This window comes from Streptomyces sp. APSN-46.1 (assembly GCF_022815725.1).
Lineage (GTDB): Bacteria > Actinomycetota > Actinomycetes > Streptomycetales > Streptomycetaceae > Streptomyces.
Map to the genome: position 1 here is coordinate 1 of NZ_JALGRF010000016.1, position 11,018 is coordinate 11,018.

14 protein-coding genes and 1 tRNA gene are annotated in these 11,018 nt (G+C 70.5%); 9 read left to right on the forward strand and 6 right to left on the reverse strand.

What is annotated here, in order from left to right; genetic code table 11:
* Positions 1 to 345: 345 nt before the first annotated feature.
* The gene (locus tag MTF65_RS28195; RefSeq protein WP_243631806.1) at positions 346 to 690 is read right to left on the reverse strand and encodes a hypothetical protein; all 345 of its coding nucleotides are present in this window, start codon (positions 688 to 690) and stop codon (positions 346 to 348) included.
* 47 nt (positions 691 to 737) lie between these two features.
* A complete protein-coding gene (locus tag MTF65_RS28200) occupies positions 738 to 1,046 on the reverse strand; it encodes a hypothetical protein (RefSeq protein ID WP_243631807.1) in 309 nt (102 codons plus the stop codon).
* A 37-nt stretch (positions 1,047 to 1,083) separates the two neighbouring features.
* Here MTF65_RS28200 and MTF65_RS28205 point away from each other — a divergent pair.
* The 9 genes from MTF65_RS28205 to MTF65_RS28245 all read left to right on the forward strand — a co-directional run bounded on the left by MTF65_RS28205 (position 1,084) and on the right by MTF65_RS28245 (position 7,319).
* Positions 1,084 to 1,158 (forward strand) — tRNA-Val (locus MTF65_RS28205).
* 384 nt (positions 1,159 to 1,542) lie between these two features.
* Positions 1,543 to 2,271, forward strand: a complete 729-nt coding sequence (locus tag MTF65_RS28210) for a VWA domain-containing protein (RefSeq protein WP_243631808.1) — start codon at positions 1,543 to 1,545, stop codon at positions 2,269 to 2,271.
* A 36-nt stretch (positions 2,272 to 2,307) separates the two neighbouring features.
* Positions 2,308 to 2,817 (forward strand): pyridoxamine 5'-phosphate oxidase family protein, encoded by a 510-nt coding sequence (locus tag MTF65_RS28215; protein WP_243631809.1) that lies wholly within the window; start codon positions 2,308 to 2,310, stop codon positions 2,815 to 2,817.
* 384 nt (positions 2,818 to 3,201) lie between these two features.
* Complete coding sequence (locus MTF65_RS28220; protein ID WP_243631810.1) at positions 3,202 to 3,621, forward strand: WXG100 family type VII secretion target; 420 nt, start codon at positions 3,202 to 3,204, stop codon at positions 3,619 to 3,621.
* A 23-nt stretch (positions 3,622 to 3,644) separates the two neighbouring features.
* Positions 3,645 to 3,950: a WXG100 family type VII secretion target gene (locus tag MTF65_RS28225; RefSeq protein WP_243631811.1), complete on the forward strand. Its 306-nt coding sequence runs from the start codon at positions 3,645 to 3,647 to the stop codon at positions 3,948 to 3,950.
* Positions 3,950 to 5,770, forward strand: coding sequence for an RNase A-like domain-containing protein (locus MTF65_RS28230; RefSeq protein WP_243631812.1), 1,821 nt, complete (start codon positions 3,950 to 3,952; stop codon positions 5,768 to 5,770). Before MTF65_RS28225 ends, MTF65_RS28230 begins: the two co-directional genes overlap by 1 nt.
* Positions 5,770 to 6,339 carry a hypothetical protein gene (locus tag MTF65_RS28235; RefSeq protein ID WP_243631813.1) on the forward strand — a complete coding sequence of 190 codons (570 nt, stop codon included), beginning with the start codon at positions 5,770 to 5,772 and terminating at the stop codon, positions 6,337 to 6,339. Before MTF65_RS28230 ends, MTF65_RS28235 begins: the two co-directional genes overlap by 1 nt.
* A 10-nt stretch (positions 6,340 to 6,349) precedes the next feature.
* The gene (locus MTF65_RS28240) at positions 6,350 to 6,649 is read left to right on the forward strand and encodes an RNase A-like domain-containing protein (RefSeq protein WP_243631814.1); all 300 of its coding nucleotides are present in this window, start codon (positions 6,350 to 6,352) and stop codon (positions 6,647 to 6,649) included.
* Between the two features lie 13 nt (positions 6,650 to 6,662).
* Positions 6,663 to 7,319, forward strand: coding sequence for a contact-dependent growth inhibition system immunity protein (locus MTF65_RS28245; protein ID WP_243631815.1), 657 nt, complete (start codon positions 6,663 to 6,665; stop codon positions 7,317 to 7,319).
* 41 nt (positions 7,320 to 7,360) lie between these two features.
* Here the strand turns inward: MTF65_RS28245 and MTF65_RS28250 are convergent, their stop codons facing one another.
* From MTF65_RS28250 to MTF65_RS28265, 4 genes are all read right to left on the reverse strand, one after another.
* The gene (locus MTF65_RS28250) at positions 7,361 to 8,641 is read right to left on the reverse strand and encodes a DUF1906 domain-containing protein (RefSeq protein WP_243631816.1); all 1,281 of its coding nucleotides are present in this window, start codon (positions 8,639 to 8,641) and stop codon (positions 7,361 to 7,363) included.
* 619 nt (positions 8,642 to 9,260) lie between these two features.
* Complete coding sequence (locus tag MTF65_RS28255; RefSeq protein ID WP_243631817.1) at positions 9,261 to 9,671, reverse strand: VOC family protein; 411 nt, start codon at positions 9,669 to 9,671, stop codon at positions 9,261 to 9,263.
* Between the two features lie 252 nt (positions 9,672 to 9,923).
* A complete protein-coding gene (locus MTF65_RS28260) occupies positions 9,924 to 10,124 on the reverse strand; it encodes a DUF397 domain-containing protein (RefSeq protein ID WP_243631818.1) in 201 nt (66 codons plus the stop codon).
* Entirely contained in the window at positions 10,109 to 10,945 is an 837-nt protein-coding gene (locus MTF65_RS28265; protein ID WP_243631819.1) for a helix-turn-helix transcriptional regulator, read from the reverse strand. Before MTF65_RS28265 ends, MTF65_RS28260 begins: the two co-directional genes overlap by 16 nt.
* Positions 10,946 to 11,018: the final 73 nt, after the last annotated feature.

Here is an 11,018-nt window from a genome sequence, read left to right on the forward strand (position 1 = left end):
GGGGGGGGGGGGGGGGGGGGCCCGGGGGCGGGGGGTGGGGTGGGGTGTCGTCCGGGACTGCATGATTTTTGGCGCCTGGCCGGGATCCTTCGCCGTGCGGCGGCACTACGCGCCACAAATCACGTTTTACGTCCCGGCCAACACCCCACCCCACCCCCGTCCCCGACCCCCACTTGGAGCTACGGCCGCCCCGACTCGGGCTGTGGCCGCTACCTTTTCGAGCCCCGCTGACACGCTTCAGCCCCGTCGGCCATCCGCATCCCCGCCGGGCAACCTCAGCCCCGGCGGCCACCCCCAGCCTCGCCGGCCAACCTCAGCCGCGCCGGCGATTGAGGCGCGGGGACCTCAGGGGTGGAACTCGCGGGTGACCTCGATGCGGCCCACGATGTGGGCGTTGAACTCGTCCAGTTCCTCCGCCGGGACCCACAGCTCCAGGATCGTCTCCCCGCCCGCCTGTTGGACCGGGTATCGCTCCAGGAACGCCGAATCCACCTCGAACCGCGTCACGAAGCCCGCCCCGTCGTGCTTGACGTTCCAGTCGCGGGCGATGCGGATCGCGTAGTCCTCATTCAGGACCGGGTAGAAGATCGGCTGCTCGGGCAGGCGCGGCGGCCAGGCCCGCCAGTCGAGCGCTCGGACCAGGTCCAGCTCGACGGGGCCGACCGGGCGCCACAGAGTGGTGAGGGACATGGGGCACGACCCTAGGCGGCTCCCGGGCCGGCGGCCAGGGAATTCCCTCAGGCGCCGCGCCGCGAGAACCGCACCAGGGTCACTGTCTGGACCGCCAGCAGCGCCCCCGCCCCGACCCCCGGCAGGGAGGCCGGCGCCTCCCAGGCCGTACCGCCCAGCCACGCGACGCCCACCGCCGCGAACGCGATCAGGAAGCGCGGCACGAACTCGGCCTCGGTGCCGTGCAGTACGCCCGATCCCACGACGAAGACGGCCAGCAGGACCGGAATCCAGGGCGCGGGGTCCGGGCCGCGCAGCAGGAACGCGGCGCCGGATTCCACTGCCAGGAGAAGGAGGTTGCGGAGCAACATCGACATGAGCACATCATGCCGGGACAGGCCTATGATCAGCCCGGCGGGGTCGTAGCACAGAGGTCGTTGCGCCCCTCGACAAGGAGGAACACGCCGGTTCGAATCCGGCCGCCCCGCCTCCTCATCCGGCCGTCATTCCGCCGTCCACCGCGAACTCCGCGTCCGTCACGTACGCGGACGCGTCCGAGCACTGGAACCGCACCAGCTCCCCACCTCCTGCGGCCGGCCCAGCGGCACGTGCGACCAGTCCCGGCCCGCGACCGCCTCGGCGGCCATCGGCGTGCCGATCCCGGTCGCCCCCGCCCGTCAAGCACGGGCCGGTGCTGCGGCTGTGGCTGGGTCACCTGCTGGGGCCTGAGGCGATGCACGAACTCCTCGCCCGGCAGGAGGAGTTCGTGGAGGACATGCGCCGTGGGCCGAGCGGTACTACGCCTCGGAGCGCGACCTCGCGGCGCTGGAGAACCGGTGTGGCGCAAGCGGAGGCTGGCGTACCCTCGGCCCCATGACGGGCAGCGCGATAGACCTCCGCAAGGTGGAAGAGACCGCTCCGGCGCTCGTGAGCCTCTACAAGAGTGCCGGGGTCTCGCTCCGCAAGTACGGCCTGGAGGGCGGGCGCGCCGCGGTGTACCTGGTGCTGGACTACTCCGGGTCGATGCGCCCGTACTACGAGGACGGCAGCGTGCAGGCCCTGGCGGACCAGGTGCTGGGCCTGTCCGCGCACCTGGACGACGACGGCCGGGTGCCGGTGGTGTTCTTCTCCACCGAGGTGGACGCGGTGGCGGAGGTATCCCTCGCCGGCCACGTGGGCCGGGTGACCGAGATCGCCTCCCGGCTGGGCCACATGGGGAAGACGGCCTACCACCTGGCGATGGACGCGGTGATCGACCACTACCTCGATTCGGGGGCCGTGGACCCGGCCCTGGTCGTCTTCCAGACGGACGGCGGCCCCATCAACAAGCTCGCGGCGGAGAAGTACCTCTGCAAGGCGGCCCGGCTGCCGCTGTTCTGGCAGTTCGTCGGCTTCGGCAACACGCGCAGCTCCCAGTTCGACTTCCTGCGCCGCCTGGACGAACTGCCCGTACCGGCCAAGCGGGTGGTCGACAACGCGGGCTACTTCCACGCGGGCCCGGAGCCCCGGACCGTGCCGGACGGGGAGCTGTACGACCGGCTGGTCGCCGAGTTCCCGGCCTGGCTGGCGGCCGCGCGCGCGGCGGGCATCGTGCGCGCCTGACCGGCGGCTGTCAGCGCCAGGCGCTTTGATGGACGTATGACACACATCAGTTGGGCAGCTTTCGAGAAGGCGGAACCGGAGTTCGCGGCGGCGGTCCAGGCCCGCTTCGCTCAGTACCCGCACCATGTCCTCGCCACCCTCCGCAAGGACGGCTCGCCGCGGGTCGCCGGCCTGAACGTCCAGATCCGCGGCGGGGAGCTGTGGCTCGGCATGATGCCGGGGTCGATGAAGGCGAGAGACCTTCAGCGCGACCCGCGCTTCGCGCTGCACACCAACCCGGGCGCGGGAGAGACGATGCCCGACGGGGACGTGCGCGTCTCCGGGCGCGCGGTGGAGGTCGTGGACCCGCCCGAGCTGCACCGGTACGCGGAGGAGACGGATACCCCGCACCCCTTCCACCTCTTCTACGCGGACCTGACCGAGGTCGTCCGCATCGGGATCGACGGCGACGACCTGGTGGTGCGGTCGTGGACCCCGGCGCGCGGCCTGCGCACCATCCGCCGGGGCAATGACGACGAGCCGCCGCGCGAGGACCCGGCTAGCTAGTTGTGACCGCATAGGTTCACCGGGTTGGGGTCCGCGCGTGCTTGGATGTGCCGTGACGTCCGGTCCGCTCCGCAGGACGGTTCGGTGAGGGGGCCCTTGAGGCGGCGGGAGGCGTAGGTGTCCGCGTCGATACGGCGAACACCCTGGCCGCGCTGACCTGGTAGGCCAGGGCCAGTTGGACGGCGGGCGTGAGCCGCCGCGAGGGTCCATGCAGGCGGCGTCACCTCACGGCCCCGGCCCCCCCACTCAGGCGGCGCGGGCGGCGTACACGCGCACGTCCGCATCCGCCGTCGCCCACCGGGCCCCACGAGGTGGAAACCGCCGTGTTGCGCACCAAGCACGATCGAATCACCCGTTAGGGTGATCGGCAACACGCAAGGAAGCATGCGTGTGCAGAGTGCAATGGGGGCACAAATGCCGGACGGCGGACTTGAGGTTTCTCAGGACGGCCTCACCGGTCTCGCGGACGATCTCGACGAGATGCAGAGTCATCTGGACGGGCAGATCCGCCGCATGGACGCGGTGGTTGACAGCATCGCGGCAGGTTGGCAGGGGCCCACGGCCACGGCGTACCGCTCCCTTCACCGGGGAGCCGCCGAGGACGCCGTTCGGATCCGGCAGGTCCTCTCCCTCCTCGAAAAGGCCACCAGGGCCTCCCGTGACGGGTTCACGGCCCAGGAGCTGGAGGTCCTGGCCGCGTTCAAGCGCGTGCAGAGCAGGGAGGACGTGTCCGAGGCCGCCGAGGCGTTGACCGTGCCGGACCAGGCGGCCGCGGCCCCGCACAGCCGACTCCAGGACATCTGAGAGCAGCGAGGATCAGCACCACCATGTCGGACGACGACCGGATAACTGTCGATTTCGCCACCCTGCAGCGCTTGTCGGGAGACCTGGAGGAGATCCTCAAGGCCCTCAACGAGAAGCTGGACCTGCTGTACGGGCGCGCCAAGAAGGCCGTTCTGAGCTGGGACGGCGAGGCCCGGCAGGCCTTCATCGACGAGCTGGACAAGTGGGACCGCTCTGCCCAGGACCTCAAGGCCGCGCAGGCGTGGCTGCACGAGGTCGTGGTCAAGGGACACCTCAACTACGCCGCGGCGAACAAGTCCGTGCTGCAGGGCTGGGGAGGCGGCGCCTGATGGCCGGCCCCACCCCGGGCCCCACCCCGGCGCAGCCGCCCGCCGGAAGCGGCAACATCGACGTCAAGCCGTCGCTCGTCTGGACCGTCTCCGGCCGGGTCGCCGGGCAGCAGGACGGCATGATGCGCGGCGCGAACACGCTCCTGCAGGAGCTGCAGAAGTACCCGGACGCCGGCGGGGCGGGCACTGAGGCCGAGAAGTTCGCGCAGGCCTACAAGAAGATAGGCAATCGCTGGCTGGAGGTGTGGGGCAAGAGCGTGGTCAGCGTCGGCGGCGTCGCCGTCGGCTTCACGGAGACCGCCAACGCCTACACCAAGGCCGATGCGGCGGCCCACCCCAAGCCCGGACAGGCCGCGGAGCAGCGCCCCCTGCCCACGGTCATCGACAAGGAGCCCAAGTTCGGCAGCGTCCCCGACATCAAATGGGGTGACGACGACGGCGGTGACGACCTGATACGCGGCGCGATGGAGGGCATACCGGAGATCGTCCGGGACCTCCTGCAACCCGTCGCGAAGCACGTCTTCCGTGTCGGCAAGGTGGCGGACGTACACCCCTTCCCGGAGCAGCACTACCTCAACTCGCACTGCCACAGCTGGATGAACGCCTCGACCGTCGTGACCACCGCGGCGGACAACCTGACCATGGCCATCGGCCAGATCACCAACCACCAACGGGCGGACTGGGAAGCCGCCATGCGGACGTTCTGCAGCGCCCTGTGGGGCGGGACGGCCTGGGGCCAGTCCCGGCACGGCTACCAGTGGGCCCACACCACCGGCCCGCACGGGTCCCAGGTGGCCACGGGCAGCGAGCCGGTGATGACCGTGCTCAAGGACGTGGCGATCAAGATCAGCGACTGCCTGCGCGAGTACGCGGAGGCCGCCGTCGAGCTGAACCACGATGTCTTCGAAGAGCTCAAGCGGGCCATGAGGCAGGCCGCCACGAGCATTCTCGACGACCTGGAGAAGGCCAAGGACAAGCCCAGCCTCAAGAACATCGTCGGCGCCGTCACCAGCGTGGCCAGCGGGGCCGGCGGGGTCGGCGGGCTCCTGCTGAAGTTCGACGTCAACACGGTCCTGAATCTGGACAAGGCCAAGCTCAACCGGATCGTGGACAAGTACACCGACATTGTCGACGGCCTCACCACGCGCATGGACGCCCTCAAAGCGCCCCTGGACGAAGCACACATGAGCGCCCCGAAGTTCGAGGCCGGCGTCGCCCGCGCCCACGGCTTCGGCGCCCGGTCGCTCAACGACTTCAAGCACGAGCAGCAGTGGACCGTCCAGGGCTCGAACGGCAACATGGCCTTCGACCTCGCGGCCAACGAGTACCTCGGCGGCGGCCACACCCTGGACAAGCACGTGGGCAAGACCGACGAGCAGCTCGCCCAGCGCCTGCGCGACCAGTCCGACCCGTCCAATACGTGGCCCGAGGGCGCCAAGCCCAGCATCGGCGGTTCGTCGAGCTTCAAGACGATCGCGGACGCGCAGCGACTCACCGAGCAAAACCTCCGGCTGAAGCAGGCCGAGATCGACGCCTGGATCGCCTCCAACCCGCCGGAGGGCAAGAACATGGCCTTCGAGAGCCCGACGCCCAACGGCGAGGTCAGCGGCAGCTACGTCTCCAAGCAGCCCACGCCCAACCAGGACGGGTCCCCGGGCACGATCCCCGGGACGGGTTACAAGGACCACGGCCTCGACGCGAAGGCGGTCGACGTCAAATACGTCAAGACCGTCCTCAAGTACGATTCCAGCCTCGATCCGCCCTACATCATCTACACGTCGATGCCCTCGCCCCGACCGAAAGACCTCCAGGGACCGTGATGAACCCCCTCGACAGCAACACCTGGGAAGCCGCGCTGCTACGGCTCCTAGAGGACGTCTACACCCTCGCCAGGAGCGGTCCCCGGCTGCACGAGGACTGGGCCGAGGACGTCCTCGCCGTCATGGAGCGGTCGGTCGCCGACCCACGGGGCTGGTCCGCCCGCGAATCGCAGACGTTCGAGGTGGGTTGGGAGGCCGGCTACCCCTTCTACCCGTTCCGTGCGCTGCGCGCCGAGGACCTCCGCGCCGGGGTCCGCCCGATCACGGCGGGTGCTGCCGTCGAGCTGCTCGCCTCACTCGCGCAGGAGTGGTTCTTCGAGGGCTCCCCGGTCCGGCTGCGGGAGGACCGCGACAGGGTGCTCGCGGACGCCCGGACCGTGCTGGACCGCTTCGGCCCCGATGCGGCGTTCTGGACCTCCTCCGACCTCGCGCGCACCTGCGACGCGCCCGACTTCCTGGCGCGGGACCTCGAAGGCGGCCACCCCTTCACCGACTACATGATGGATCTCGGCCTGATCGCGGTGTCCGCGGACGAGGTCGGCGTCTTCTGGTCGTTCAACGCGCAGTGAGGATGATCCGATGCTGACCCGATCCGCCACCTACCCCGACCGGGAGACCGCCCAGTGGGCCACCCAGCAGGTGGTGACAGCCAACGAGCAGGTCATCCACCGCTGGCTCGCCCAGGGAACGCGGGCCCGCCTGACCATCGAGGCCGCCTGGCCGTCCCGTGAGGAGCCCGTCGGCCGGGTGCAGCTGGAGGCGATGCTGCTCGCCGGGCGGGAACCCGTCGATGTCCGCGCCGCCCGGGTCGTACTGCGCCGTGAGCCCGCCAGCCCGTACGGATTCGTCGTCCAGACCACCGTCCCGTTCTACCTGTAGAGGCAGCCCGACCGTGTCCATGAAGCCCTTCGAGCACGATCGGCGCTACGGCGAGCTCGATCAGGTGCTGCGCGCCTACCTCGGCCAGCCCGCCGATGACACAGCGGACAAGCGCAGCCACGCGCTGAACGCCTACCTGCGCCACACCTGGCACACCCGCCCCTGGGCCATCGCGGAGGCGGAGCGCCAGCTGCGCGAGTACGGCCGCAACCCCCCGGGACGCCTGCGGATCGACCTCGGCGAGTTCTACGCCGTCCCCGACGTCGGGATCCCCCAGTCCGCGATCGGTGACTGGCTCTTCCTGCTCGCAGACCACCTCAAGCGGAGCGTCGAGGACGGCGAGGTGCCGCCGCCGGCGACCCCGCAGACCCACTGGGAGTGGCACGCACGGTTCCCGGAGACCGCGCAGCTGCTGGGCGGCTGGTTCTCGCAGGACATCGTCGACCAGTTCCCCGACCACGAGGCCGCGGTCGCGGACTACGCCGCCACCACCGACCCCCAGCTCGTCGCCCGCCTCGTCGGAGAGCTCCACGAACTGATCGCCCTCCCGATGGACGAAGGCGACTACGCCCTGGCCGCCGCGGAACTCGGCATGGAGGTCAACCCGCCCGAGCCGTTCTCGTACGGAGCGTGGTTCCAGTCGGTGGCGACGGTACTGGCGGGTGCCTGACCCGTCCGGTGCCAGCCGGGTCAGGCACCGCTCGTCGGGCGTCAAGTGCTGTGACCGGGGCGGCCGCGGGTGTCCAGGTCCACCCGGCTGCGGTCGATCTTGATCGTGACATCGCCGTACGTGGCGTCGTGGTCGCCGCGGAACTGGTGCGCCCGGCGCCGGCCGGCCCACTGCTCCGTTCCCTCGGGCAGGCCCATGTCCTCGTCGGCGACCGAGTCCCGGCCGTTCCAGGCGGCCACCCACAGCACGTCCGGCATGGCCTCCGGGGCCCGGTGGTGGTGCGCGCTCAGCGCCTTGGCCCCCGAGCGCGCCGCGACGTAGGCGGCCGAGCGGTAGCCGCGCTCGTGCAGCCGTACGGTCCAGGCGCTCAGGTAGGCGACGACCGGGGCGTCCCAGGTGGCCCGGTCGGTGTAGTGCTCCAGGTCGTTGTAGAGCAGCGTGTCCTCGGGCAGGCCCAGGGAGCGGGCCGCGTCGGCGGCGCCGTCGGCGGCCTCCGAACCCTGTTCACCGGCCCGGGAAGGGTCGGTGGACAGGCCGGTGGTGGAGCTGCGCCACGGCTGCGGGCCCACCCAGATCGGCATCAGGTGCCAGCCCGCCTCGGCCTGGCGCCTGACCCAGCCGGCCGTGAGCCGCGGCTGGGCGCACGCCCGGGCGCGGCCGCCGATGTAGATGCCGACCGCCCCGAAGGGGGACGTCTCCCGCCAGGTGTCCATGGTGCGCTGGGTGGGGGCGGCGCAGGCGTCGAAGCCCTGGCCGGTGTAGGGCTCCTGGACGGTACGGGGGCCGGCGAGGGCCGCGACCACGGCGGTGGCCGGGGGCGGCCCGGGGGCCGGGGCCGCCGCGGTGCGGGCGCGCGCGAGGAGCCCTCGTACGGCCTCGGGCCCGGTCCCGTAGGAGAGCGTGGCCATCACCCCGGAGCGGCGCAGGGCGTACCGCACCTCGTTGCTGTCGCCCCGGGTGGCGGGCGGCGCGCCCCGGTCGTCGTCCACCGCGACGGTCGGGATGTCGGCGCGCGGCGGGGCGCCGTCGAGCGGCTCCAGGTGCAGGGTGTCGGCCCGGGTGCGGACGGCGCGACCGGTGCATGCGGCCTGGGTGCCGGCGTGCCCGAGGTAGAGGGTGGGCAGGTCGAGGCGCAGGCAGGCGTCGGGATTCCGGTCGAGGTCGACGACGCGCCAGCCGTCGGGGACGGTGAGCCGCAGCCCGTGGTACTCGACGGTCCGACCGTCGATGGTCCGGGCATCGTCGGCGTGGGCGCCGGGCAGGACGGGAAGCAGCAGGGCGGCACCGAGGAGACCGCTGAGCAGCGTTCGGGTGGGGGCCATGGTGCAGATGGTTACCAGACGGCGAGGCCCGTCAACTGCACGGAGCCCCCAGATGGTCCGTACAGCGGTATCGCGCAGGCCCTGCCTTGGAGGGTTCCCTCTGGCCCTGGAAGGCGGGCAGGTCGGAGATCCGACCAACGGGAGGCACGCGCCCCACAGTCCGGTCGCCGCGACGGCCCGTACCTCCCCGGCCAGCATCTGTGGCTCACGCAGGGACTCCAGCCGGGCACGGCCGAGCCGGTCCTCCTCGCCGAGAGCCCGGCTTCGTGAGTCACCCGCACGAGTGAGGATCCTGCGGAGCCTGCCGGCCAACGCCGTGAAGTTCACCGACCGCGGCGAGGTACGACTCGACATCCAGCCAGCCGGCCCGGACGTGCCGCCCTCCGTACACGGACGGCTCGCCGACGAGAAGGCGGCGGACCGAAACGCGGTGAACCGGCCCAGGGCGAGTCGGAACGCACCGACGTGAACGGCAACCGTCGCATGCCGTGAGGACGGCAGAGCGGGTCTGTTCCTTCCTTGGCGGATGGTGCGTGAACGTGGGGGCCCTCACATGCGGTGCTCGGGGCACTCGGAAGGCGGCCAAGCGGCAGACGCCGCCGGGGCCGTTGGTGGGCTACTAGTCGCGCTTGGGCCAGATCGGGCCCTGGTCGGTCCAGATGACGCCCTTGTTGCGGCACAGGCAGAAGGGGTGGCCGATCGGGTCGGTGTAGACCTGCCAGCCGTAGCCGTTGGGACCGATGAAGTCCTGCCTTAGCGTCGCGCCGAGGTCGAGGACGCGGCGCTGCTCGGACTCGATCTCGTCCACTTCGAAGTCGAGGTGGAACTGCTTGGGGTGCTCGCTGTCGGGCCACTGCGGAGCGCGGTAGTCGTCCACCCGGATGAATGCCAGCTCGATCTCGCCGAACTGGATGCCAGCCCACTCCTCGGAGCTGCCTTCCTTGATCGGACGGCCCGTCACCTCGGAGTAGAAAGCCGCCAGCTTCATCGTGTCCGGGCAGTCGATAATGAAATCGGTGAGTCGCAGCATCCCGCGATCTTGTCACAAGCTCACACCCGACTTCGAGACAGGCCCTAAGCAGCTCCGCTGAGGTGCGGGAACAAAAAGTTCCTGGGGGGCTTCGCCCCCAGACCCCGTTCACCAGGGGCGGCTAGGTTGGACCGGTCCACCAGCAAGGCGACGTTGGAGCGGTACAGCAGCCCGCCGGAGTGAGACACCGCCCGGCGCCCCAAGGCGGACGTGATGGCAGACCGGGAGGGCGGTAGCAGTTGCGGTACGAGATCAGGCTCGGCTCTTCACAGCCTGGATGAACGGAGCCCACGCGGCGGCCGGGAACACCAGGACCGGGCCGATGCCCGCCAGCTTGGTGTCCCGGACGGGGATGATGCCGGGGAGATCGTCGGACACCTCTACGCAGTTGCCGCCCTCACCGTTGCTGTACGAGGACTTCCGCCAGGACAGGCCGTTCACGTCTGCGCGCATTTCGCGTGCTCCTCCGCCACCGACTCGATCAAGGTCAGGGACACCTCCGGCGACAGTGCGGCAGCCCTTGCAAGATCGTATGACCTCCAGTGGCGTTGAACCAGTGCCGGATCGTCGAGCAACTGCCCTGCGTGAGGCCCCTCGGTGTACGCCACATCGGGTGCGTCGGCGAACTGCATGATCCTCACAGACGCATCCAGGACGCCATGGGCACCGGCGGAGAACGGCACCACCTGAACCGTGATCCGATGGGCCCGGACGCACGACGAGATATGCCGCAGCTGAGCGGACATCACAGCAGGCCCCCCGACCGCCGTCCGCAGCACCGCCTCATGCAGGACAACCCACATCTCGGGGGTCTCCGGATCACCGAGGAGCCGTGCGCGTTCAACGCGTGCCGCGACCAGCGTATCGACATGCTCCGCCAGGGCGGTGGGACTGGTGGCCCGAATTACAGCGCGAGCGTAGTCCGCTGTCTGGAGCAGCCCGGGAACCAACGTGGGGCCGTAGTCGAATATGGCCGTCGCCAGACGTTCCAACTCGGCCGCTTCGGCGAAGTACTCGACGTGCTTGGACTTGAACGCCCTGGCCAGGCGGGTGAAGTAGTCCCCGGTGCCGAGCACCCTGTCGATCGCCTCCGCGATCTCCGGCCGCAGCCGCCGCGTGCCGCACTCCATCTGCCCGACGTACGCCCCGCTCGTGAAGATCAGCTCACCCAGTCCCGACTGGGACAGCCCGGCCGCCTCGCGGTGCCGTCGCAGCTCCTCGCGGGCGAACTCCTCCGGCGTTTGCGCTCCGCTCAGATCCTTCGGCCTGACCATGGGACAACTCCCCGCTGCCGCAGTGCTCTTTGTGACGCGAAAAGCGTAGTCCCCGCGATGCCGATGAAACAGC